This is a genomic window from Pseudomonas sp. NPDC089530, from assembly GCF_050280705.1.
GTDB lineage: Bacteria > Pseudomonadota > Gammaproteobacteria > Pseudomonadales > Pseudomonadaceae > Aquipseudomonas.
On sequence record NZ_JBNNVU010000034.1, the window covers coordinates 18,163 to 40,831 of the forward strand.

The window sequence follows — 22,669 nt, forward strand, 5'->3', positions numbered from 1 at the left end:
GATTGCCCCCCTTCAGGGGGGCGGCGTTTTCAGGCGGTGACGGGCAGCGGCTTCTGCGCGGTGCCCAGGAAGCGCAGCAGGGCCAGCAACGGCAGGGCGCTGCCGATGGCGACTATACCCAGCCAGCCGGCATGTTCGTACACCGCGCTGGCAATCGACGAGCCGACGGCGCCGCCGATAAAGATGCTGGTCATGTACAGCGCGTTCAGGCGGCCGCGGCTGTGGGCGTCGAGGGCGTAGACCGCGCGCTGGCCGAGCACCATGTTCATCTGCACGCAGAAGTCCAGGACCACCCCGGTCACCGCCAGGCCGATGACGCTGTAGGCGGGATGGAAAAAGGCCGGCAGGAAGCTCAGGGCGGCGAACAGGATGGCCAGCAACGACGCGACGCGGGTGTGGCCGGCGTCCGCCAGGCGTCCGCTGATGGGCGCGGCGATAGCGCCGATGGCCCCGACCAGGGCGAACAGGGCGATCTGGCTTTGCGACAGGCCGTGGTTGCGCGCCAGCTCCAGGGGCACCGCGGTCCAGAACAGGCTGAAGGTGGCGAACAGGCAGGCCTGGTAGAACGCCCGCTGGCGCAGTACCGGTTGCTGGCGCAGCAGGCTGCCCAGCGAGCGCAGCAACTGGCCGTAGCTGGCGCTGTGGGCGGGCTGGCGTTTGGGCACGGTCAGCAGCAGGACCACGGTGATGGCGGCCATCAGTACGGCCGCGGCGATGAACATCGCGCGCCAGCCGAAGAGATCGGCCACCACGCTGGACACCGGGCGCGCCAGGAGGATCCCCAGCAGCAGGCCGCCCATGATGCCGCCGACCACCCGGCCGCGGGACTCCTCCGGTGTCAGGTGCGCGGCCAGGGGAATCAGGATCTGCACCGACACCGAGCTGAAGCCGATCAGCAGCGAAACCAGGAGGAAGGCATTGGGTTGCTGGGTGAGCGCGGCCCCCAGCAGGCTGGCGATGGACACCAGGCTGGTGAGGATCATCAGCCGGCGGTTTTCCAGCAGGTCGCCCAAGGGCACCAGGAAGAACAGGCCCAGGGCGTAGCCGATCTGGGTCAGGGACACGATCAGGCTGGCCATGGCGCTGCTCAGGCCGATGTCCGGGGCGATCAGCTCGATGATCGGCTGGGCGTAGTAGATATTGGCGACGATGGCGCCGCAGCAGAAGGCGAACAGCAGCACCATGCCGCGGGTCATGGTTTTGGTGGCAGGCAGTGCCTGGGGTGTGGAGGTCATGGCGATTCTCGTGGCAGCGAAAGGGATGCGGACGAGGCTAAGGGGTTGGCCTGTGGCGCGGTAGAAGCTGACAGGCGATAGCATTCATGCCGTACAGGAATAACTGCCGGGCAGGGCTGCCCCAAGACGGCGGAGGGCGACCGGCATCCCGCGCCGATGATACATTTACTTACATTCAGTTCGATAGCGCGCTTGTTTTCTCCGCAGACGCTGGAGCGCTCTGGTCTCGACGTCTGCGCCACCTTCATCACAGGAAGCCCGACCCATGAATCAGCGTTTTCGCCGCCTGCTCGGCGGTGTTCAAGCGATCGCCCTCGGTGCGTTGCTGCTGGCCGGTGCGGCCCAGGGCGAGGACGCGCCCGGCATGCGCATCGGCGTGCGCGGGGAAATCACCAGCATCGCCGGCGACGCCGTGCGGGTGCAGGTCAACACTGGCGAGAACGTCACCGTCAATCTCACGCCGCAGACCCAGGTGCGTGCCGTGACCCTGGCCAATATCGAGGACATCAAGCCCGGCAGCTACATAGGTTCGGCCGCCGTGCCCCAGGCCGACGGCAGCCTCAAGGCGCTGGAGGTGCATGTGTTCCCGCCGCAGATGGCCGGCACCGGCGAGGGTCATCGGCCCTTCGACCTGGTCAAGGGCAGCAGCATGACCAATGGCAGCGTCGGCGACCTGGTGGTGAGCAACGGCCGGACCCTGACCGTCAACTACAAGGGCGGCCAGCAGACGATCCTGGTGCCGGACGACGTGCCCATCGTCAATCTGGCCCCGGGGGACCGCAGCCTGCTCAAGGTCGGGGTCAAGGTGGTGATGTTCGTGTCCCAGGGCGAGGACGGCGCCCTCACGGCGCAGTCGATCTCCGCCGGCAAGGATGGGGTGACGCCGCCGATGTAGCTGGCGGGCCATTAGGTTGCCAGTTGTTTCAATGAGCTGCTTTCGGTGGCCTGGGGCAGGGGGCTGGTTTAGGGTTGGCGGTCGTCCATTGTTGTGGAGGTCCCCCATGCACAAGTCAGTCTTCAATCCGCCCAGTGTCTTCAATTCCCTGCAGTACGGTTTCAGCCAGGCCGTCGAGGTGCACGGAGGGCGGCGCCTGCTGCTGTCCGGCCAGGTGGGTGTCGATGAGCGCGAGGTCTGCGTCGGCCCCGGGCTGCGGGAGCAGACCGAGCAGAGTTTCGACAATATCGCCCGGGTCCTGGCCGCGGCGGGCGGCGACCTGAGCCATGTGGTGATGCTGCGGATCTACATCGCCGAAGCGGCCCGTGAGCAGCAGGAGCAGATCAGCCAGGTGCTGTTGCAGCATTTTCCCCAGCAGCCGCCGGCGTCCTCGTGGATCATCGTCAGTGGCCTGTCCTTGCCCGAGTGGCTGATCGAGGTGGAGGCCGAGGCGATGCTGCCGGAGCTGCATCAGGCGGGGAAGGCGGTGTTGTTCGAGGCTGCCGCCGGGCTTTAGACCCGCATAAAAAAAGCGACCCGAAGGTCGCTTTTTTGATGGCCGGGTGATTATTTCCCGCCGTAGATCTGATCGAAGATCCCGCCGTCGTTGAAGTGGGTCTTCTGCACGGTGCGCCAGTCGCCGAAGGTTTTTTCCACCGACAGGAAGTCGACTTTCGGGAAGCGGTCGGTGTACTTGGCCAGCACTTTCGGGTCCCGTGGACGCAGGTAGTTGTTGGCGGCGATTTCCTGGCCTTCGGGCGACCACAGGTACTTCAGGTATTCCTCGGCCGCGGCGCGGGAGCCTTTCTTGTCGACCACCTTGTCCACCACCGACACCGGCGGCTCGGCTTCGGCGGACACGCTCGGGTAGATGACTTCGAACTGATCGCGGCCGAATTCCCGGGCGATCATTTCCGCTTCGTTCTCGAAGGTCACCAGCACGTCGCCGATCTGGTTGGTCATGAAGGTGGTGGTCGCCGCGCGGCCGCCGGTGTCGAGGACCGGCGCCTGCTTGAACAGCTTGCCGACGAAGTCCTTTGCCTTGTTCTCGTCGCCGCCGTTCTTCAGCACATAACCCCAGGCCGACAGGTAGGTGTAGCGGCCGTTACCCGAGGTCTTGGGGTTCGGCACTATCACTTGTACACCGTCCTTGAGCAGGTCCGGCCAGTCTTTCAGGGCCTTGGGGTTGCCCTTGCGCACGATGAACACCGTGGCCGAGGTGAAGGGTGCGCTGTTGTCCGGCAGGCGGGTCACCCAGTTGTCCGGCACCAGCTTGCCGTTGTCGGCCAGGGCGTTGATGTCGGTGGCCATGTTCATGGTGATGACATCCGCCGGCAGGCCGTCGATCACCGAGCGTGCCTGTTTGCTGGAGCCGCCGAAGGACATCTGCAGGGTGATGTTCTCGTTGTGCTCGGCCTGCCAGTGTTTCTGGAAGGCGCTGTTGTAGTCCTTGTAGAAGTCTCGCATCACGTCGTAGGAAACGTTGAGCAGGGTCGGGGCGGCCTGGGCGGCGCTAGCCAGTGCCAGGCCGGCGGCCAGGAGAGAGGCGCTAACAAGTTTTTTCACTGCACATTCCTTTTTGTCGAGAGTGAAGTATTCGAGAGTGAAGGCAATTTGCCGCCGACTATAGTCGGGGCGGCATATCTCTTTAAAGACTGAAAAATGCTTTGCTTATTCAGTTTTCCCGCACCACCTTCGGGAACAGCGCATTGCCGCAGCGCGAGCAGAACGCGGCGCCGTGCTCATGGTGGTTCTTGCTGCACACCGGGCAGTCGTGCTTGAGCTGTTCGCCGCGCAGCGCGTTGGCCAGCTCCGCGGTGAAGATCCCGGTGGGCACGGCGATGATCGAGTAACCGGTGATCATCACCATCGAAGAAATGATCTGCCCGAGCACGGTCTTGGGCACTATGTCGCCGTAGCCGACGGTGGTCAGGGTGACGATAGCCCAGTAGATGCCCTTGGGAATGCTGGTGAAGCCGTGCTCCGGGCCCTCGACCACATACATCAGGGTGCCGAACACCGTCACCAGGGTGCAGACGCTGAGCAGGAACACCAGGATCTTCTGCTTGCTGCCCTGCAAGGCGTCGAGCAGGTAGTGGGCCTGCTTGAGGTAGGGGCCGAGCTTGAGCACGCGAAAGATGCGCAGCATGCGGATCACCCGGATGATCAGCAGGTACTGGGCGTCGCTGTAATACAGGGCGAGGATCCCCGGCACGATGGCCAGCAGGTCCACCAGCCCGTAGAAGCTGAAGGCGTAGCGCAGCGGCTTGGGCGAGCAATACAGGCGCAGGCCGTACTCGACCAGGAAGATCAGGGTGAAACCCCATTCGATGTACGCCAGCACATTGGCGTAGTTCTGGTGCACCTCGTCGATGCTGTCGAGGATCACGATCACCAGGCTGGCGAGGATGATCAACAGCAGGATGCTGTCGAAGCGCCGCCCGGCCACGGTGTCGGTCTGGAAAATCATGACGTAGAGACGCTCACGCCAATGCCTGTTGCTGGCCACGCTGTTGTCCATGCCGTTGCTCATGCCTGTTGCCTGAATCGAAATTCAGCGAAGCCTAGGGGGATTGGCCCCGGTAGCGCAAGGCGTGCTGTCCACGGCGGCCTGATGCAGCACCCGCGTCGCGGCACGGACCAGCCAGCAGGCGAGGATAAAGGGCGCGGTGAGGGCGGGCAGGCCCAAGGCGGCGAAGCCCGGGGTCAGCAGCAGCGCGAGGCACATGCCCGGCAGCGCCAGCCAGGAGCGGCGGCGTTCCTGGCTCAGCGCCAGGGCCACCAGGGCGCTGTTGTAGCTGCCAAGGCCCTGCAGGGCGCCGGCGCTGTCCTGTTGCAGCAGGGCGAAACCCAGGCCCGCCGCCGAGCCGATCAAGGCCCAGGCCGCCGCCCGCCGTTCGGCCAGCAGCAGCCCCAGGGCGATCAGCACCCCGGCCAGCGGATGTTCGAGGAACATCACCTGGCCGAGCCCCTGGAACAGTGCGGGCAACAACGCCACGGCATCGGGCTCGACCCAGGGTTCGGGCACGGGCGTGGCACCGCTCGGCAGCGGCGCGGCCAGGCTCAGCAGCAGCCAGGCGAGGCCGACGAAGGGCGCGGTGTAGGCCGGCAGGCCATGCCGCTCGCGGGTGCGCCTGAGCCATTGCTGGGTGAGGATCGCGCTGAGGCCACCGCAGGCGATGATCAGCGGCGGCAGCAGCACCGACCAGTCGAACCGCAGGCTCAGCAGCAGGCCGAGCAGGACCCCGTTGTAGCTGAACAGGCCGGCCTGGCGGTCGGCCTTGGCATAGCCCCGGCATTGCGCGGTGAGCAGCCCGGCCACGCCTCCCAGCAGCGCGCCGCCGAGCAGCGCCGGGGCACTGAGCAGGATCGCCAGCATGCACAGCAGGCCGCACAGCGGGTGGCGTTGCAGGAAGATCTGGCTGAAGCCGTTGAGCAGGGCGCTGGCCCAGTCGGGGCAGTGCCCGTTGAAGTGTTCTGCAGGCATAAGAATCGGTTCTTGTAGCCGCTGCCGAGCGCAGCGGCTACGGGCTCAGATCAGGGTTTCGATGCGCAACGAGTTGGTCGACCCCGGCTGGCCGAACGGCACGCCCGCGGTGATCAACAGCGTGTCGCCCCGTCGGGCCATGCCTTGGGCCTGGGCAATCTCCAGGGCGGTGGAGCAGACCTCGTCGACCTGGCGCAGGCGATCGTTGACCACTGAGTGCACGCCCCAGGCCACGGTCAGGCGCCGTGCCGTGGACAGGTTCGGCGTCAGGTTGAGGATCGGCACCCGCGGCCGTTCCCGGGCCGCGCGCAGGCTGGAGCTGCCGGACTCGCTGTAGTTCACCAGCACCGCCACCGGCAGGATGCTGCTGATGCGCCGGATCGCGCAGCTGATGGCATCGGATACGGTGGCTTCGGCCTGGGGCCGGCTGACGTCGAGCTGGGCCTGGTAGTCCGGGCCGCTTTCCACCTGGCGGATGATCTTGCTCATCATCTGCACCGCTTCCAGGGGGTATTCGCCGGACGCGGTTTCCGCCGACAGCATCACTGCGTCGGCGCCTTCGGCCACCGCGTTGGCCACGTCCGTGACCTCGGCCCGGGTCGGGGCGGGGGAGAAGCGCATGGATTCGAGCATCTGCGTGGCCACCACCACCGGCTTACCCAGCTGGCGGCAGGTGCCGATGATGTCCTTCTGGATCTGCGGCACGCTTTCGGCGGGCACCTCCACCCCCAGGTCGCCCCGGGCCACCATGATCGCGTCGCTCAGCTCGGCGATCTCGCGCAACTGGGCGACCGCCGAAGGCTTCTCGATCTTGGCCATCAGGAACGCCCGGTTGCCGATCAGGGCGCGGGCTTCGCGGATGTCCTCGGGGCGCTGTACGAATGACAGGGCGACCCAATCCACCCCCAGCTCCAGGCCGAACTCCAGGTCGCGGCGGTCCTTGGCGGTCAGCGGGCTGAGGTCGAGCACCGCCTGGGGCACGTTCACGCCCTTGCGGTCCGACAGCTCGCCGCCGTTGAGCACCGTGGTGTCGATGGCGTCGGCGTGCTTGGCGGTCACCCGCAGGCGCAGCTTGCCGTCATCCAGCAGCAGGTCCATGCCCGGCTCCAGGGCCGCGATGATTTCCGGGTGGGGCAGGTTGACCCGGCGCTGGTCGCCCGGGGTGCGGTCCAGGTCCAGGCGCAGGGTCTGGCCGCGATGCAATTGCACCTTGCCTTCGGCGAAGGTGCCGACCCGCAGTTTCGGGCCCTGCAGGTCCATCAGGATGCCCAGCGGGTAGTTCAGCTGTTGTTCCAGCTCGCGGATCCACTGGTAGCGCTGGGCGTGATCGGCGTGGTCGCCGTGGCTGAAGTTGAGGCGAAAGATATTCACCCCGGCCTGCACCAGTTCGCGGATGTCTTCGAGGCCGTCGATGGCCGGGCCGAGGGTGGCGAGGATCTTGACCTTTTTGTCAGGCGTCATGTTTGGGGCTCTCGAGGATCAGGATGGCGCGGAAGTCGTTGACATTGGTGCGGGTCGGTTCGGTGACGATCAGCCCGTCCAGGGCGGCGAAGTAGCCATAGCCGTTGTTGTCGTCCAGCTCGTCGCTGGCGCTCAGGCCCAGGGCGGCGGCGCGGGCGTAGCTGTCCGGGGTCATGATGGCGCCGGCGTTGTCTTCGGAGCCGTCGATGCCGTCGGTGTCGCCGGCCAGGGCATAGACCCCGGGCAGGCCCTTGAGGCTGTCGGTGAGGCTCAGGAGGAACTCGGCATTGCGCCCGCCACGGCCGTTGCCGCGCACGGTGACCGTGGTTTCGCCGCCGGAGAGGATCACGCAGGGTGCCGCCAGCGGTTGACCGTGCAGCACCACCTGGCGGGCGATGCCGGCGTGGACCTTGGCCACCTCGCGAGCCTCGCCTTCCAGGTCGCCGAGGATCAGCGGGCTGAAGCCGGCGCGGCGGGCTTTCACCGCGGCGGCCTCCAGCGATTGCTGCGGCCGGGCGATCAGTTGGAAGTGGCTGCGGGCCAGGCTCGGGTCGCCGGGCTTGACGGTTTCCGACTCCGGGCTCTGCAACCAACTGCGCACCGCGGCCGGCACCTCGATGGCATAGCGCTTGAGGATCGCCAGGGCTTCGGCCGAGGTGCTGGGGTCGGCCACGGTGGGGCCGGAGGCGATGACCGTGGCCAGGTCGCCGGGTACATCGGAAATCGCGTAGGTGTAGACAGTGGCCGGCCAGCAGGCCTTGGCCAGGCGGCCGCCCTTGATCGCCGAGAGATGTTTGCGCACGCAGTTCATCTCGCCGATGGTGGCGCCGGATTTGAGCAGGGCCTTGTTGATCCGCTGCTTGTCCGCCAGGGTGATGCCCGCGGCGGGCAGGGCCAGCAGGGCGGAGCCGCCGCCGGACAGGAGGAAGATCACCCGGTCCTGTTCCGAGAGGTCGCTGACCAGTTCCAGCACACGCTTGGCCACCGCCAGGCCGGCGGCATCGGGCACCGGATGCGCGGCTTCGACCACTTCGATTTTTTCGCAGGGGGCGCCATGGCCGTAGCGGGTGACCACCAGCCCGCTGACTTCGCCCTGCCAGCAGCGTTCGACCACCTGGGCCATGGCCGCGGCCGCCTTGCCGGCGCCGATGACGATCACCCGACCGCTGCGGTCGCTGGGCAAGTGGGCTTCGAGGACATGCTGCGGATGGGCGGCGTCGATGGCTGTGGCGAACAGCTCACGGAGCAATTGTTGCGGATCGACCGGCATGGCGGGCTCCCGGGATTCTTGTTATTGGGGGGTGTTGCGGTAACTCAGCCTGTAGCCGCTGCTGAAGAGCACGCCCGCTTCGCAGGCGATCGCAGCCTGCGGCAGCGGCTACAGGGGATTTCCTCGCGTTTTCTTACTGGTCGCGGATCGAGAAATTGGCCATGTGCTCCAGGCCCTTGATCAGCGCCGAGTGGTCCCAGTTGCTGCCGCCGATGGCCGCGCAGGTGCTGAACACTTGCTGGGCGTTGGCGGTGTTCGGCAGGTTGATCGACAGCTCCTTGGCGCCTTGCAGGGCCAGGTTCAGGTCCTTCTGGTGCAGGCTGATGCGGAAGCCTGGATCGAAGGTGCCCTTGATCATGCGTTCGCCGTGCACTTCGAGGATCTTCGAGGACGCGAAGCCGCCCATCAGCGCTTCGCGCACCTTGGCCGGATCGGCGCCGTTCTTCGCGGCGAACAGCAGGGCCTCGGCCACCGCCTGGATGTTCAGGGCGACGATGATCTGGTTCGCCACCTTGGCGGTCTGGCCGTCGCCGTTGCCGCCGACCAGGGTGATGTTCTTGCCCATGGCCTGGAACAGCGGCAGGGCGCGGTCAAACGCCTGGCTGTCGCCGCCGACCATGATGCTCAGGGTCGCGGCCTTGGCGCCGACTTCACCGCCGGACACCGGGGCGTCCAGGTACTGCGCGCCTTTCTCGTTGATCTTCGCGGCGAACGCCTTGGTCGCGGTGGGCGAGATCGAGCTCATGTCGATCACCACCTTGCCCGGGCCGACGCCTGCCGCCACGCCGTCGGCGCGAAACAGCACGTCATCGACCTGGGGGGTATCCGGGACCATGACGATGATGAACTCGGCTTCCTGGGCCACTTCCTTGGGGCTGGCCAGGGCGATGGCGCCGGCGGCGACCAGATCGGCCGGGGCGACGTCATGGTGCTGGGACAGGAACAGGCTGTGGCCGGCCTTCTGCAGGTTGCTAGCCATTGGGTGGCCCATGATGCCGGTGCCGATGAATCCGATTTTAGCCATGAGAAAATCCTCTTTTTTATTGCTCTATAAGGTTGCGGGGTGCCAAGGCATCCGTCTCGCGGGCAAGCCTCGCTCCTACTGTAAGAGCGAGCGGTCGGCGATCCGACTTGCCCGCGATGAACGATGACGCGGTTGCCGATCAGATTGCGTTGTGGCTCTTGAGCCAGCCCAGGCCCGCTTCGGTGGTGGTCAGCGGCTTGTATTCGCAGCCGACCCAGCCCTGGTAGCCGATCCGGTCCAGGTGCTCGAACAGGAAGCGGTAGTTGATCTCGCCGGTTCCCGGTTCGTTGCGCCCCGGGTTGTCCGCCAGCTGCACGTGGTTGATCGCGTCCAGGTGGCCGGCCAGGGTCCGGGCCAGGTCACCCTCCATGATCTGCATGTGGTAGATGTCGTATTGCAGGTACAGGTTTCTGCTTCCGACCTGCTCGCGAATCGACAGGGCCTGGGCCGTGTTGTTCAGGTAGAAGCCCGGGATGTCGCGGGTGTTGATCGCTTCCATCACCAACCGGATGCCCGCGGCCTGGAGTTTTTCGGCGGCGTATTTGAGGTTGGCGACCAGGGTCTTTTCCACCGTGGCATCGTCGACGCCCTGGGGGCGGATACCGGCCAGGCAGTTGATCTGGGTATTGCCCAGCACCTGGGCGTAGGCAATGGCCAGGTCGACCCCGGCGCGGAACTCTTCGACCCGGTCCGGCAGGCAGGCGATACCGCGCTCGCCTTTCCCCCAATCGCCCGCAGGCAGGTTGAACAGCACCTGGGTCAGGCCATGGGTGTCGAGCTGCGCCTTGATTTCGGCGGAACTGAAGTCGTAGGGGAACAGGTATTCGACACCACTGAAACCGGCCTCGGCGGCGGCCTTGAAGCGGGCGAGGAAGTCCTGTTCGGTGAACAGCATGGACAGGTTGGCGGCAAAACGCGGCATGGTGGTCTCCTGTGAGAATGGTGCTCTGTAGCCGCCGCCGCAGGCTGCGACAAGGCCGAAGGCCTGCGCCGATCCAGAGATCTCGCGCAGCCTTGGGCAGCGGTTACACAGTGGTGTCAGTCGAGCAGGGAAATCGCGGTGGGGGCATCGTTGCCGACCAGCGCCAGGTCTTCGAATTCGTTGACCGCGTTGATCTCGGTGCCCATGGAGATGTTGGTGACTCGCTCCAGGATGATCTCGACCACCACCGGCACCTTGAACTGCTTGAGCATTTCCTGGGCCTGGCGCAGGGCCGGCTGGATGGCCGAAGGTTCGAACACCCGCAGGGCCTTGCAACCCAGGCCTTCGGCGACCGCCACGTGGTCCACGCCGTAGCCGTTGAGTTCCGGTGCGTTGAGGTTGTCGAAGGACAGCTGCACGCAGTAGTCCATGTCGAAACCGCGTTGCGCCTGGCGGATCAGGCCCAGGTAGGAGTTGTTCACCACCACGTGGATGTACGGCAGGTTGAACTGCGCGCCCACCGCCAGCTCTTCGATCATGAACTGGAAGTCATAGTCGCCGGACAGCGCCACGACCGAGCGCGAGGGATCGGCCTTGACCACCCCCAGCGCCGCCGGAATGGTCCAGCCCAGCGGACCGGCCTGGCCGCAGTTGATCCAGTGCCGCGGCTTGTACACATGCAGGAACTGCGCGCCGGCAATCTGCGACAGGCCGATGGTGCTGACATAGCAGGTGTCCTTGCCGAACACCTGGTTCATCTCTTCGTACACCCGCTGCGGCTTGACCGGCACGTTGTCGAAGTGGGTCTTGCGTTGCAGGCTCGACTTGCGCTGCCGGCAATCCTGCAGCCAGGCGCTGCGGTTCTTCAGCTTGCCGGCGGCCTGCCATTCGCGAGCGACCTCGATGAACACGGTCAGCGCCGCGCCGGCGTCGGAGACGATGCCCAGGTCCGGGGTGAACACCCGGCCGATCTGGGTCGGCTCGATGTCCACGTGGATGAAGGTGCGACCCTCGGTGTAGACGTCCACCGAACCGGTGTGGCGGTTGGCCCAGCGGTTGCCGATGCCCAGCACCAGGTCCGACTTGAGCAGGGTGGCGTTGCCGTAGCGATGGGAGGTCTGCAGGCCGACCATGCCGACCATCTGTGGGTGGTCGTCGGGGATGCTGCCCCAGCCCATCAGGGTCGGGATGACCGGGATACCGGTCAGTTCGGCGAACTCCACCAGCAGCTCACTGGCGTCGGCATTGATGATGCCGCCGCCGGCCACCAGCAACGGGCGCTCGGCCTGGTCCAGCAGGGCCAGGGCCTTTTCCACCTGGACCCGGGTCGCCGAAGGCTTGGCAAGCGGCAGCGGCTGGTAGGCGTCGATATCGAATTCGATCTCGGCCATCTGCACGTCGAACGGCAGGTCGATCAGCACCGGGCCGGGGCGTCCGGAACGCATTTCATAAAAGGCTTTCTGGAAGGCGTAAGGCACCTGGCCCGGTTCCAGGACGGTGGTGGCCCACTTGGTCACCGGCTTGACGATGTTGGTGATGTCGACGGCCTGGAAGTCTTCCTTGTGCAGGCGGGCGCGGGGGGCCTGGCCGGTGATGCAGAGGATCGGGATCGAGTCGGCCGAGGCGCTGTACAGGCCGGTGACCATGTCGGTGCCGGCGGGGCCGGAGGTGCCGATGCACACGCCGATGTTGCCGGCCTTGGTGCGGGTGTAGCCCTCGGCCATGTGCGAGGCGCCTTCAACGTGGCGAGCGAGGACGTGATCGATGCCGCCGACCTTTTGCAGGGCGGAGTACAGCGGGTTGATGGCGGCACCGGGGATGCCGAAAGCGGTATCGACCCCTTCACGGCGCATCACCAGAACGGCGGCTTCGATTGCTCTCATTTTGCTCATGGTTTTGTGCCTCTTACGTTTTGTAATTGTATACAAGTGGCTTTGCGCAGAGTGTATTCACGGCGAGCGCCGCAGGTCAATCCATTTTCTCTGGCGCTTGAATGCGTTCGTCCGATGCCGATAAATCAAGGGTTTTTCGTCGGATTCAGGGTTTGCGAGAATTATTGTATACAAAAATATATTTTGTTGTGCTCTATTTGTCGTATAGGTCTTCTTATCGGAACACCCAAAAGCTTTCCCCATAACAAAATAAGGACGGCACCCATGAGCGCTTTAACCTTGAAAGTCGCAGTCAACCTGGCCAGCAGGGCCATCGCCTTCGGCCGCGAGATCAGTGCGGCACCCTTGACCATCGCGGTGCTCGATGCCGGCGGGCATCTGGTGACGCTGCAGCGCGAGGACGGGGCCAGCCTGCTACGGCCGCAGATCGCCACCGGCAAGGCCTGGGGCGCGATTGCCCTGGGCAAGGGCTCGCGCCTGCTGGCGCTGGACGCGCAGCAGCGGCCGGCGTTCATCGCCGCGCTCAACGGTTTGGGGCAGGGCAGCGTGGTGCCGGCCCCGGGCGGGGTATTGATTCGGGATCAGGAGGGGGTGGTGATCGGTGCGATCGGCATCAGCGGCGATTTGTCGGACGTCGACGAGCAGGTGGCGATCCAAGCAGTGGAAGCGCTGGATTTGCGGGCGGATGCCGGGGTGACGGCGTGATCTGAAACAAGTCCACACCGCGACCGGAGCCGTGGTGACGAAGCAGGGTGGCGTCGATAGACTGCCGCCCTCTCGTTTTTGTATCAAGGAAGATCTGTGTGAAGACGCTGCTTGGCATCACTCTGGCTACGGCCATGACCCTCTGTACTGCTTTTCTCCACGCTGGCGAAAGCCAGGACGCCGAAGACATTGCATTCCAGGCGCTCAAACCGGTGGTCACCGCGCTGATCAATGCCAGCGATGCCGAAGAGTTGATGGCCAGGGCCGATACGCTCGAAGCCACCGATACCTTGCAGGCCATTGCACTTTACTTGGCGGCCAATCGTGAAGATCCCAAGCAGATGCTTGCGCCTTATCGGGTCGCCGCGCTGTTTGCTCGTCGTGGCGATGACACGCTGGCTGAACGCTTTCTACAGGAGGCTGATGCTCGCGGCATGTGGTTTGGCCCGTTGTTGGCAGGCGACGAAGACTTTGCCGATCTGCGCCAGACCGCCACTTTCAAAACCGTGCTGGCCAACGCCCAGCAGCGATACAAGAAAATCGCACCAGGCAAGATTGGCGCTGTATACGTACTCAATCCTTCCTCCGGCATTCCTGCGCCAGCGGCCTGTCGGCCAGTGGTGGTCTGGTTGCACGGTTATGGCATCAACGGTGAACTCGATGAGAGCTATCAGCCGCTGGCGGACACCGGGGCAATCATTCTGGGCATCAACGGCACTGAGATGATCGACAGGGTCAACAGCTTTCGCTGGATCGGTCCGGGTTTTGAAGGCACCCATCAAGTGGTGCAGAACGGTCTTAAAGAGTTGGCAGCGCAGCAATGCATCGACCGCAAGCGTGTATACCTGATGGGCTTCTCCCAGGGTTCACAACATGCTGGCGCGTTGTTGGCGCAGCATCCGGACGATTACGCCGGAGCGTTGCTGCTGTCTCCCGGCGGCCAGCAAGCGACACCGACTGTCAGCAAGGCCCGCGGCAAGCGCGTATTTGTGATCAACGGCAAGCTGGAAGGACCGCGCAATCAGCAGATGAGTGCTGATTTCCGTAAGCTGTTCAGTAACGGCAATGAGGTCAAGTCCCGCACCCATGAGGGTGGACATTCCTTTCCCGATGACTGGAGCACATCGTTTCCGCAGGCGCTGCGCTGGTTGATGGGTAGCGAAGCCTGAAATCAAAAGATCGCAGGTTGGGCCAATCACTGCGGATGCGTTTGGCGAATGCCTGCGATCTTTTTTCTGATCTTGAGCCGGTCTGTCAGTCTGCCTGACAGCCCTTGAGCACCAGGCGGATGATGGTCTGGGCGGCGGCTTCGTAATCGGACTCGTCCAGTTTGGCCTTGCCGGTCACCACCGAGATCTGCCAGTCGAAGTCGGCATAGGTCTGGGTCGCCGCCCAGATGCTGAACATCAGGTGATGGGGATCGAGGGGCGCGATCTGGCCGCGATCGATCCAGGTCTGGATGCAATCGATGTTGTGCTTGGCCTGGGCGTTGAGCTGTTCCACCTGGTCCGGGCTCAGGTGCGGCGCGCCGTGCATGATTTCGCTGGCGAACACCTTGGAGGCGAAGGGCAGGTCGCGGGAGATGCGGATCTTCGAACGGATGTAGCCGCTCAGCACTTCGCTGGGCACGCCATCGGCGTTGAACGGGGTCGAGGCCTGGAGGATCGGCTCGATGATGCTTTCCAGGACCTCGCGGTAGAGGTTTTCCTTGGACTTGAAGTAGTAGTAGACGTTGGGTTTGGGCAGTCCCGCCTTGGCCGCGATATCGCTGGTTTTGGTCGCAGCGAAGCCTTTGTCGGCAAACTCTTCACTGGCTGCACGCAGGATCAGTTCTTTGTTGCGCTCGCGGATGGTGCTCATAAACCAGGTGATTCCTTACCTGTTCGGGCGGTTGCGCATGGTAGCACCGGCTTTGCGCGAGGCTCAAGAATGCCTCCCGCAAGCCCTCGTTGCACGTTATGCTGCGCCGCATTCATAACCTCAAGGAACCCATGATCCATGGCTGGAAGCAGTTTGCTGGTGCTGATCGACGATATTGCCGCGGTACTCGACGATGTGGCGCTGATGACCAAGATGGCGGCGAAGAAGACCGCCGGGGTGCTGGGGGACGACCTCGCGCTCAATGCCCAGCAGGTTTCCGGGGTGCGCGCCGAGCGCGAATTGCCGGTGGTCTGGGCAGTGGCCAAGGGCTCGTTCCTGAACAAACTGATCCTGGTGCCCGCGGCGCTGGCCATCAGCGCCTTCGCCCCCTGGCTGGTGACGCCGCTGCTGATGCTTGGCGGGGCCTACCTGTGTTTCGAGGGCTTTGAAAAGCTCGCCCACAAATTTCTCCACAGCAAGGCCGAAGACCAGGCCGAGCACCAGCAACTGGTCGAAGCCGTGGCGGACCCGGCGACCGACCTGGTGGCCTTCGAGAAGAGCAAGATCAAGGGCGCGATTCGCACCGACTTCATCCTCTCGGCCGAGATCATCGCCATTACCCTGGGCACCGTCGCCGATGCGCCGTTGATGCAGCAGGTGGTGGTGCTGTCGGGGATCGCCATCGTCATGACCATCGGCGTCTATGGCCTGGTCGGTGGCATCGTCAAGCTCGACGACCTGGGCCTGTGGCTGACGCAGAAACCGGGGCAGATGGCGAAGAGCATCGGCGGCGCCATCCTGCGCGCGGCGCCCTACATGATGAAAAGCCTCTCGGTGATCGGCACCGCCGCCATGTTCATGGTCGGCGGCGGCATCCTGACCCATGGCGTGCCAGCGCTGCATCACGGGATCGAGACGATCACGGCACGGACGGCCGAGGCGATTGGCGGGGTGTCGCTGCTCATGCCGACGCTGCTCAATGCCGTGGCCGGCATCGTCGCTGGCGCCGTGGTACTGGTCGTGGTGTCGCTGGCTGGCAAGCTGTGGCGTTCGGTCAAGGCCTGATCGGGATCTGACCCTCGCCACTATGGGGGCGAGGGTCAGGCTGGAAGCAGTTGCGCCACCGCCAGGCCGATCTTGTTGATCGCCTGTTCGATCTTGCGGTTGGGGACGCCGGCGAAGTTCAGCCGCAGGCAATTGCGGTACTTGCCGGCCGCGGAAAAGATATTGCCGTTGGCGATCTGGATGTCCTCGGCTTCCAGCAGCCGGTTCAGGGTGTAGGTGTCGAACTCGTCCGGCAGCTCCACCCACAAGGTGAACCCGCCCTGGGGTTTGCTGACCCGGGTGCCTTCCGGCAGGTAGCGGCTGACCCACTCGGTCATCAGGTCGCGATGGCGCTGGTACTGCTTGCGCATCCGCCGCAGGTGCGGCATGTAATGCCCTTTGGCAATGAATTCGGCGACCGCCAGTTGCGGCTGGGTCGCGGTGGTGCCGGAGCCGACGTATTTCATGTGCAGCACTTGCGGCAGGTAGCGCCCCGGGGCGATCCAGCCGATTCGCAGGCCCGGCGCCAGGGTCTTGGAGAACGAACTGCACAGCAGCACGCGCCCGTCTTCATCGAAGGATTTCAGGGTCCGTGGCCGCGGATAGCGGAACGCCAGGTCGCCATAGATATCGTCTTCGATGATCGGCACGTCATAGCGCTGGGCCAGGCGGATCATCGCGCGCTTGCGATCGTCCGGCATGATGTAGCCCAGCGGGTTGTTGCAGTTGGGCGTGAGCTGGATGGCCTTGACCGGCCACTGCTCCAGGGCCATTTCCATGGCTTCCAGGCTGATGCCGGTGACCGGGTCGGTGGGAATCTCCAGGGCCTTGAGGCCGGCGGCCTTGAGCAGCTGGATGATGCCGTGGAAGCAGGGGGACGCGATGGCCACGATATCGCCGGGTTCGCACAGGGCCCGGATGGCGATGGACAGGGCTTCCTGGCAACCGCTGGTGACGACGATTTCCGCCGGTGTCAGGCGACAGCCGGAATCGACGCCCAGGCGGGCGATCTGCTCGCGCAGGGTCAGCACCCCTTGCAGGTGGTTGTATTGCAGGCTCGGGTTGTCGCTGCGCCGGCTGATCCGCGCCAGGGCGGTCAACAGCGGCTTGAGGGTCGGTGCCGTAGTGTCGGGCATGCCGCAACCCAGCTGGATCGCGTTGGCGGTCTGTTCCTGGCGCATCAGGTCCTGCACCAGGTCCCACTGCGAAATATCCACGGGCCGCAACGATGGCCGTCCCATCTTCGGTAGTTCCGGCAAGCGTCGACCGGCGGGGACGAAATAGCCCGACTTGGGTTTGGGGATAGCCAGTCCCGAGCTCTCCAGAACCCGGTAGGCCTGCTGCACGGTGGTGAGGCTGACGCCGTGTTCGAGGCTCAAGGCCCGAACCGAGGGTAAACGTTCCCCTGGTCCATACAAGCCTTGCTCAATGCGGCTGCTGATGTATTCGGCGAGATTCAGGTATCGAGTCATGCGGGGACTGTAGCGACTCATCTGTCGTATAAAAAGTTACAGATTTCACTTTTTTTGAAATTTTTTCAGGGCAAAAAAGCGATCTGTACTGAGAAAAATCATCCGGCGTGTACCTATAAGACAGTCAATGCCTTTGGGAAGATGGCCCGCACTGCGCTGTACTGGTTGTTCTTTAATACAGCTGCGGCGCAATTCAGAATCTCCCAGGCAGCATGCAACGGGCTTCTCCCCCTCAAGCTACTTTAAGACGATGATTTCTCAAGGAAGAGCAGGGTAATGACGGCAAGGATCAAACTGACTCCGCAGATGGCTGAGTACGAACAGAAGTTCACCGACGGCGGTGAAGTTCGCTGGCTTCCTTACTTGATGTATTTCCACCCGACCGACCACAGTTCGGAGGTGGTCAATACAGATGCTTCGGGCTTCCGCTATTCGGAGTTGCTGGGCATACAGTATTCGGTGGTCAACAGCCGCCACGCCAAGAGCGTGCGGGTGCTGGCCGGCAGCTCGACGGTATTTGGCATCGGCGCCAGCTCGGATGCCTGGACGCTGCCGTCGCGACTGGCCGAGAACGACCCCGACAGCCGCCCCTGGATCAACTTCGGCGGTCGCAGCTTCAACTCGACCCAGGAACTGACCCTCTTCACCCTTTACCGTCATCTGCTGCCCAAGGTCGATGAGATCGTGCTGTTTTCCGGGTTCAACAACCTGGGGCTGGCCCGCCAGCCGCAGAGCAGCCGTGGCGAACATGGCGCGTTCTTCAACTGCAACCAGTTCTTCGACGCCATGCGTCCGGAGTCCCAGGCACCCAAGCGCGGCATGTTCCGTGCGCTGCTCGGCAAGGAAGAAGAGCCGACGCCCGAGCCGCCGCCGAGCATGGAAGAGCAGATCGAATACGCCGCCGACCTGACCCTGCGTCACCTGGATACCTGGCGCGCGCTGGCGGCCGACATGGGCGCCAAGCTGACCTTCATCCTGCAGCCGCTGGCCGGCTGGGTCCGGGAGAAGGGTTGCGACGAGGAAGAACAGCTGTTCGCCGAGCTGGATCGCGCCGGCAGTTTCAGCGAGGTCTATGGCGACATCCTGCAACCCAGTGTCTGCGAGGCCTATGCCGCCCGCCTGCGTGAGGGCGCGCAGAAGATGGGCGTGCGTTTCGTGAACATTACACCGCTGCTGTCCGAGGCCCTGCGGCCTGAACAGTGGCTGTTCGTCGACCGTATTCACTTCACCGACCAGGGGAACGATTTCGTCTCGAAAATCATCCTCGACGTTCTTTAAAGGAGTCTGCCATGAGTTACATCAAGAACTTGTTCCAACGCCTCTTCGGCAAGAAGAAAAAGAAGAAGCCGGACTCTTCGATCTACCCGATGTTCTGATCTCGACGCCCTCGGTCATTGCCTGCCGATGACTGAGGGCCGGCAATGGATTGCCTCGGTCTCCAACCTGGAAGGGAAGTAAACAGTATGTGGCGCCAGTTTTATCGATCAGTCAGCAACCCCGAGAGTTTCCTGGGGGATGTCAGTGTCCGGCGCCTGATGGGCCTGGCCGCGCCGGGCGAGTCCGGTGTGGGCGGCCTGCCCGGGTTACGGGTACAGATCGAGCACTGGCGCGACGAACAGACCCAGGTCTATCGCGAGCTGGCCAGCCAGGCCGCGGAACTGGGCAACCAACGGGAATTCGCCGAGGCGCTGCTGGTGCACTCGGCGCCCCTGGCCTCGGTCCTGGGCTGCTGGCTGCAAGGCATGAGCGCTCCCGGGGTCTTCGAGGACAGCGCGCAACTCAAGCTGATGGAGTTGCTGGCCCACGACGTGGGCGTCGGGCGGCCCCTGGCCTCGCGCGCGGATCACTTCAAGGCACTATTGGTGCAGGCAGGGCTGACGGCCTATGCGGTGCCGCCGTTCGAGCTGTCCACGCTCCCCGACCTGCCCGACGAACTCTTCGAATTGCCGGCCTTGCTGCAGGCGGTCAGCCGCCGCAGCGATGCCTTCGGCGACACCCTGTGCGGGATCGACTATGCCTGGCGCGTCCTCGGGCTGAGCCCCTGGTGGGCGGTGCTGGACGTACAGCAGCTGGAAACCCGCCGGCTCGACCTGAACCAACTGGATGAAACCGCGAGCGGCTCGGCGCTGGAGATCTCCCAGTGGGTCTGCGAGCAGGTCGCGGGCCTGGGCAGCCTTCGCCGCCTGCAACTGGAGGCGGGCGCCCAATGGGCATTCGCCGCCCTGAAGACCTTCAACGAGCGGTTGCTGGTGCACTGCCGGGCCGCGGTGTCGCCCGAGCGCCTGATGGGCAAGATGATCCAGCGCATGGCCCGGGCCGGCGCGGTCTACCACCAGGATTACAAGATGGAAGGCCGCAGCCTGGCGCAGTGGCTGCGCGAAGCTCAGGTCGACCCTGTGCCGCTGCTGGAAATGCTCTCCCGCAGCCGCCTGATCGTGCCTGGCAATGCTGCTAAGAGCTTGCTGGTCAACACGCTGGTGGCGCCCAACGGACGCATGTTCCGGATTTTCAGCGAGGCCGACCTGAGCGTCATCCGCAAATGGATCGATGGCCTGTCCGGGCCGATTCAACACGTGGAAGCGGCCGCCGCTCCTGCATCGATCCAGCCTGCCGGCTTGGTGCCCCAGGCGCTGGGCCAGGACATGCAGGAGCAGGGCCAGTGGCCGAAGAACCTGCGCGATGCCTACTTCGTCCTGCAGGGCAGGGCGCTGGGGCCAAGCACCCAGGCTTTCGCCGAGGCTTATGTGAAGCGCTGGCTCGAGCAGTCGCGGCGCTCATTGCGCAACTCCGAGCGCACCTTGCCCGAGTCCTGGAATGTGGGCGTGTTGCGTGAGTGGTTGCTGGACAAACACGACCGCCACGGCCAGGAGTTCGAAGAAAGCGACCCGGCCGCCATGCCGTCGCGGGAGGAGATCGTCGACTCCACCCTGCAACTGGCGCCGCTGACCCTGATCGACGGCGCCTGGCTGCAGGGTTTCACCGACCTGACCCTGGCGTCCTCCCATGTCGGCTACGCACTGTTCCAGACTTACTGGGATGAGCTGGGCAATGGCTCCTACGCCCTCAACCATCCGAAGATCTACCGCGACGGCCTGCGCCAGATGGGCCTGGAGCTGGCGCCTACCGGTGCCCGCGAATTCGCCGAAGACACGCGGCTGGACGAAGCGTCGTTCCGCCTGCCGGTCTACTGGCTGTGCCTGGGCAAGATGCCGGTCACCTTCATGCCGGAGATCCTCGGCATGAACCTGGCGATGGAACTCTCGGGCGTTGGCGGCAGCTACCGTTCGGCCCGACGGTTCCTGCGGCACTACGGGTTCAGCACCGCCTTCGTCGACCTGCACAACACCATCGACAACGTCACCACCGGGCATTCGGCCTGGGCGGTGGATGCCATCGACGCCTACATGCGCCAGATCGCCGCCGCTAAACCGGCGGAGCTGGAAGCGCACTGGCAGCGGGTCCGCGTCGGTTACGAATCCCTGGCGCCCATGCCGGACCGCATGACTTCCTGGCTGCGACGCCTGGGCATCGGCTCCGCGGGCACGGTCTTGCCCAAGCGCCAGGCGCAGGGCGAGGACCAGGCACTGTTCCATCACGAAGCTATTGTCCCGGCCGCAGCGGTTGGCGTAACGGCCTGAACTTCAAGGAGCGTCAATGTCTCTGGTCAATGTGCACAACGAGTGGGATCCGCTGGAAGAAATGATCGTCGGCGTCGCCCAGGGCGCCCAGGTGCCGCGCGCGGACCGCGGGCTGTTCGCCCTGGACTACAGCGAGCAGCATGACTACATCGAAGACATCCCGTCCGGCCCTTACCCGGAGCAGGTCATCGAAGAGGCCAGCGAGGACCTGGATGCCTTTGCCGCCTTCCTGCGTTCCCACGGGGTCACCGTGCGGCGCCCGGACGTCAGCGACCATCGCGCGGTGTTCGGCACCGCCGCCTGGAAAACCGACGGCGAATACAACTACTGCCCGCGGGACGTGCTGCTGCCCATCGGCCAGACCATCATCGAAGCGCCGATGGCCCTGCGCAGCCGCTACCTGGAGCCGTTCGCCTATCGCCGTCACCTGGCCGACTACTTCGCCAGCGGCGCCAACTGGATTTCCGCGCCCAAGCCGCAATTGCTGGACAGCACCTACCGGATCAACCCCAGCGAGGGTTCGATCATCGCCAACGAGGAGCCGATCTTCGATGCCGCCAACGTGATCCGTGTCGGCGAGGACATCCTCTATCTGGTGTCGCGCAGCGGCAACGAGCTGGGTTGCCAGTGGTTGCAGCGGGTGCTGGGCGAGCGTTACCGGGTGCACCCGGTGAGCGGTGTGTACGACGGCACCCATCTGGACACCACCATCACCGTGGTCCGGCCCGGGCTGGTGGTGCTGTGCCCGGAGCGGATCCGCAAGGACCAGGTGCCGGCGCTGTTCAAGAACTGGGACATCATCTGGGCGCCGGACATGGTCGACACCGGCTATTGCTGGTCCTACCCGCGGGCGTCGATCTGGCAGGGCATGAACTTCATCATGGTCAACCCGGGGCTGGCGGTGATCAACGACCAGCAGCTGCCGCTGATCCGCGCCCTGGAAAAACACAGGGTCGACGTGGCGCCGCTGAAGATGCGCCACGCCCGCAGCCTCAGTGGCGGCTTCCATTGCGTGTCGGTCGACATCCGTCGCCGCGGCACCCTCGAAGACTATCGTTGAGCGGAGCCTGGGGCATGCAGAATCTGGACTACTACGCCATCATCCTGTTCGCGATTTCCACCTGCGTGACGCCGGGACCGAACAACGTGATGCTGATGTCTTCGGGGGTCAACTTCGGCATCAGTCGTACCTTGCGCCACGTCGCGGGAATCAACATCGGCTTCCCGCTGATGCTGATCGCGGTGGGGCTCGGCGCCGGCGCGGTATTCCATCGCTATCCCAGCCTGCACGACATCCTGCAGGTCATCGGTGCCCTGTACATGCTGTACCTGGCCTACCGGATCGCCACGGCGCCCACGGTCGATCTCGATGACCAGGGTGGGCGGCCGCTGGGCTTTACCGGCGCGGCGCTGTTCCAGTGGGTCAACCCCAAGGCCTGGATCATGGCGGTGGGCGCGGTCCTGGCCTACACCACGCCGGTGGGTTCCTACAGTGCGCAGATCCTGCTGATCGCCCTGATCTTCTTTCTCTTCGGCTCGCCCTGCTCGATGGTCTGGGTACTGTTCGGGCGCTATTTGCGGCGCTTTCTCAGCGAGCCGAACCGGCTGCGGCTGTTCAATATTTCAATGAGTGTGTTGTTGGTGGTGTCGTTGATTCCGGCATTGAAAAGCCTGCCGGTCTCAAGTTGGTTGCACGGATGATTGACTGTGCACAGACACAGGGAA

General features: G+C 64.4%; 20 protein-coding genes. 9 read left to right on the forward strand and 11 right to left on the reverse strand.

Annotation, left to right across the window (positions count from 1 at the left end):
- Positions 1-29: 29 nt before the first annotated feature.
- Positions 30-1,235, reverse strand: coding sequence for an MFS transporter (locus ACQKQA_RS15000; protein WP_427558752.1), 1,206 nt, complete (start codon positions 1,233-1,235; stop codon positions 30-32).
- Positions 1,236-1,500: 265 nt separating this feature from the next.
- Here ACQKQA_RS15000 and ACQKQA_RS15005 point away from each other — a divergent pair, with 265 nt between their 5' ends.
- Together ACQKQA_RS15005 and ACQKQA_RS15010 are read left to right on the forward strand one after the other, a co-directional pair.
- Positions 1,501-2,130 carry a DUF5666 domain-containing protein gene (locus ACQKQA_RS15005; RefSeq protein ID WP_427558755.1) on the forward strand — a complete coding sequence of 210 codons (630 nt, stop codon included), beginning with the start codon at positions 1,501-1,503 and terminating at the stop codon, positions 2,128-2,130.
- A 106-nt stretch (positions 2,131-2,236) separates the two neighbouring features.
- The gene (locus ACQKQA_RS15010) at positions 2,237-2,686 is read left to right on the forward strand and encodes a RidA family protein (protein ID WP_427558758.1); all 450 of its coding nucleotides are present in this window, start codon (positions 2,237-2,239) and stop codon (positions 2,684-2,686) included.
- A gap of 50 nt (positions 2,687-2,736) precedes the next feature.
- Here ACQKQA_RS15010 and ACQKQA_RS15015 read toward each other — a convergent pair whose 3' ends face one another.
- The 8 genes from ACQKQA_RS15015 to gcl form a co-directional block, all read right to left on the reverse strand.
- Positions 2,737-3,735, reverse strand: coding sequence for a sulfate ABC transporter substrate-binding protein (locus ACQKQA_RS15015; RefSeq protein ID WP_427558761.1), 999 nt, complete (start codon positions 3,733-3,735; stop codon positions 2,737-2,739).
- Between the two features lie 109 nt (positions 3,736-3,844).
- Entirely contained in the window at positions 3,845-4,690 is an 846-nt protein-coding gene (locus ACQKQA_RS15020) for an ion transporter (RefSeq protein ID WP_427558848.1), read from the reverse strand.
- Between the two features lie 33 nt (positions 4,691-4,723).
- Complete coding sequence (locus tag ACQKQA_RS15025) at positions 4,724-5,656, reverse strand: urea transporter (RefSeq protein ID WP_427558764.1); 933 nt, start codon at positions 5,654-5,656, stop codon at positions 4,724-4,726.
- A 45-nt stretch (positions 5,657-5,701) separates the two neighbouring features.
- The gene (gene pyk, locus ACQKQA_RS15030; protein WP_427558766.1) at positions 5,702-7,117 is read right to left on the reverse strand and encodes a pyruvate kinase; all 1,416 of its coding nucleotides are present in this window, start codon (positions 7,115-7,117) and stop codon (positions 5,702-5,704) included.
- Positions 7,107-8,387: a glycerate kinase type-2 family protein gene (locus tag ACQKQA_RS15035; protein WP_427558768.1), complete on the reverse strand. Its 1,281-nt coding sequence runs from the start codon at positions 8,385-8,387 to the stop codon at positions 7,107-7,109. The genes pyk and ACQKQA_RS15035 overlap by 11 nt, the downstream gene beginning before the upstream one ends.
- Before the next feature lie 133 nt (positions 8,388-8,520).
- Positions 8,521-9,411: a 2-hydroxy-3-oxopropionate reductase gene (locus ACQKQA_RS15040; protein ID WP_427558771.1), complete on the reverse strand. Its 891-nt coding sequence runs from the start codon at positions 9,409-9,411 to the stop codon at positions 8,521-8,523.
- A 139-nt stretch (positions 9,412-9,550) separates the two neighbouring features.
- Positions 9,551-10,333, reverse strand: coding sequence for a hydroxypyruvate isomerase (hyi, locus tag ACQKQA_RS15045; protein WP_427558774.1), 783 nt, complete (start codon positions 10,331-10,333; stop codon positions 9,551-9,553).
- A 116-nt stretch (positions 10,334-10,449) separates the two neighbouring features.
- Positions 10,450-12,225, reverse strand: coding sequence for a glyoxylate carboligase (gcl, locus tag ACQKQA_RS15050; protein WP_427558777.1), 1,776 nt, complete (start codon positions 12,223-12,225; stop codon positions 10,450-10,452).
- 264 nt (positions 12,226-12,489) lie between these two features.
- Between gcl and ACQKQA_RS15055 the strand changes: the two genes are divergently transcribed.
- Both ACQKQA_RS15055 and ACQKQA_RS15060 read left to right on the forward strand, forming a co-directional pair.
- Positions 12,490-12,930 carry a GlcG/HbpS family heme-binding protein gene (locus ACQKQA_RS15055; protein WP_427558780.1) on the forward strand — a complete coding sequence of 147 codons (441 nt, stop codon included), beginning with the start codon at positions 12,490-12,492 and terminating at the stop codon, positions 12,928-12,930.
- A gap of 98 nt (positions 12,931-13,028) precedes the next feature.
- Positions 13,029-14,099, forward strand: coding sequence for an alpha/beta hydrolase-fold protein (locus ACQKQA_RS15060; protein WP_427558783.1), 1,071 nt, complete (start codon positions 13,029-13,031; stop codon positions 14,097-14,099).
- Positions 14,100-14,184: 85 nt separating this feature from the next.
- Here ACQKQA_RS15060 and ACQKQA_RS15065 read toward each other — a convergent pair whose 3' ends face one another.
- Positions 14,185-14,790, reverse strand: a complete 606-nt coding sequence (locus ACQKQA_RS15065; RefSeq protein ID WP_427558786.1) for a TetR/AcrR family transcriptional regulator — start codon at positions 14,788-14,790, stop codon at positions 14,185-14,187.
- 138 nt (positions 14,791-14,928) lie between these two features.
- Between ACQKQA_RS15065 and ACQKQA_RS15070 the strand changes: the two genes are divergently transcribed.
- Positions 14,929-15,855, forward strand: a complete 927-nt coding sequence (locus ACQKQA_RS15070; RefSeq protein ID WP_427558789.1) for a DUF808 domain-containing protein — start codon at positions 14,929-14,931, stop codon at positions 15,853-15,855.
- A 35-nt stretch (positions 15,856-15,890) separates the two neighbouring features.
- On the opposite strand, the gene ACQKQA_RS15075 is transcribed toward ACQKQA_RS15070, so the two are convergent.
- Positions 15,891-17,306 carry a PLP-dependent aminotransferase family protein gene (locus ACQKQA_RS15075; protein ID WP_427558792.1) on the reverse strand — a complete coding sequence of 472 codons (1,416 nt, stop codon included), beginning with the start codon at positions 17,304-17,306 and terminating at the stop codon, positions 15,891-15,893.
- Between the two features lie 276 nt (positions 17,307-17,582).
- On the opposite strand from ACQKQA_RS15075, the gene ACQKQA_RS15080 reads away from it, so the two are divergent.
- From ACQKQA_RS15080 to ACQKQA_RS15095, 4 genes are all read left to right on the forward strand, one after another.
- The gene (locus ACQKQA_RS15080) at positions 17,583-18,584 is read left to right on the forward strand and encodes an SGNH/GDSL hydrolase family protein (protein WP_427558796.1); all 1,002 of its coding nucleotides are present in this window, start codon (positions 17,583-17,585) and stop codon (positions 18,582-18,584) included.
- 185 nt (positions 18,585-18,769) lie between these two features.
- Positions 18,770-20,944, forward strand: coding sequence for an iron-containing redox enzyme family protein (locus ACQKQA_RS15085; RefSeq protein ID WP_427558798.1), 2,175 nt, complete (start codon positions 18,770-18,772; stop codon positions 20,942-20,944).
- A 16-nt stretch (positions 20,945-20,960) separates the two neighbouring features.
- On the forward strand, positions 20,961-22,004 hold the full coding sequence (locus ACQKQA_RS15090) for an inosamine-phosphate amidinotransferase 1 (RefSeq protein ID WP_427558801.1): 1,044 nt from the start codon (positions 20,961-20,963) through the stop codon (positions 22,002-22,004).
- Positions 22,005-22,018: 14 nt separating this feature from the next.
- Positions 22,019-22,645: a LysE family translocator gene (locus ACQKQA_RS15095; protein ID WP_427558803.1), complete on the forward strand. Its 627-nt coding sequence runs from the start codon at positions 22,019-22,021 to the stop codon at positions 22,643-22,645.
- Positions 22,646-22,669: the final 24 nt, after the last annotated feature.

What these genes read in the sequence shown, in the direction of transcription:
- ACQKQA_RS15000 (WP_427558752.1), bottom strand. Translation starts at nt 1,235, where the DNA reads ATGACCTCCACACCCCAGGCACTGCCTGCCACCAAAACCATGACCCGC.
- ACQKQA_RS15005 (WP_427558755.1), top strand. Translation starts at nt 1,501, where the DNA reads ATGAATCAGCGTTTTCGCCGCCTGCTCGGCGGTGTTCAAGCGATCGCC.
- ACQKQA_RS15010 (WP_427558758.1), top strand. Translation starts at nt 2,237, where the DNA reads ATGCACAAGTCAGTCTTCAATCCGCCCAGTGTCTTCAATTCCCTGCAG.
- ACQKQA_RS15020 (WP_427558848.1), bottom strand. Translation starts at nt 4,690, where the DNA reads ATGGACAACAGCGTGGCCAGCAACAGGCATTGGCGTGAGCGTCTCTAC.
- ACQKQA_RS15025 (WP_427558764.1), bottom strand. Translation starts at nt 5,656, where the DNA reads ATGCCTGCAGAACACTTCAACGGGCACTGCCCCGACTGGGCCAGCGCC.
- pyk (WP_427558766.1), bottom strand. Translation starts at nt 7,117, where the DNA reads ATGACGCCTGACAAAAAGGTCAAGATCCTCGCCACCCTCGGCCCGGCC.
- ACQKQA_RS15035 (WP_427558768.1), bottom strand. Translation starts at nt 8,387, where the DNA reads ATGCCGGTCGATCCGCAACAATTGCTCCGTGAGCTGTTCGCCACAGCC.
- ACQKQA_RS15040 (WP_427558771.1), bottom strand. Translation starts at nt 9,411, where the DNA reads ATGGCTAAAATCGGATTCATCGGCACCGGCATCATGGGCCACCCAATG.
- hyi (WP_427558774.1), bottom strand. Translation starts at nt 10,333, where the DNA reads ATGCCGCGTTTTGCCGCCAACCTGTCCATGCTGTTCACCGAACAGGAC.
- gcl (WP_427558777.1), bottom strand. Translation starts at nt 12,225, where the DNA reads ATGAGCAAAATGAGAGCAATCGAAGCCGCCGTTCTGGTGATGCGCCGT.
- ACQKQA_RS15055 (WP_427558780.1), top strand. Translation starts at nt 12,490, where the DNA reads ATGAGCGCTTTAACCTTGAAAGTCGCAGTCAACCTGGCCAGCAGGGCC.
- ACQKQA_RS15065 (WP_427558786.1), bottom strand. Translation starts at nt 14,790, where the DNA reads ATGAGCACCATCCGCGAGCGCAACAAAGAACTGATCCTGCGTGCAGCC.
- ACQKQA_RS15070 (WP_427558789.1), top strand. Translation starts at nt 14,929, where the DNA reads ATGGCTGGAAGCAGTTTGCTGGTGCTGATCGACGATATTGCCGCGGTA.
- ACQKQA_RS15075 (WP_427558792.1), bottom strand. Translation starts at nt 17,306, where the DNA reads ATGACTCGATACCTGAATCTCGCCGAATACATCAGCAGCCGCATTGAG.
- ACQKQA_RS15080 (WP_427558796.1), top strand. Translation starts at nt 17,583, where the DNA reads ATGACGGCAAGGATCAAACTGACTCCGCAGATGGCTGAGTACGAACAG.
- ACQKQA_RS15085 (WP_427558798.1), top strand. Translation starts at nt 18,770, where the DNA reads ATGTGGCGCCAGTTTTATCGATCAGTCAGCAACCCCGAGAGTTTCCTG.
- ACQKQA_RS15090 (WP_427558801.1), top strand. Translation starts at nt 20,961, where the DNA reads ATGTCTCTGGTCAATGTGCACAACGAGTGGGATCCGCTGGAAGAAATG.
- ACQKQA_RS15095 (WP_427558803.1), top strand. Translation starts at nt 22,019, where the DNA reads ATGCAGAATCTGGACTACTACGCCATCATCCTGTTCGCGATTTCCACC.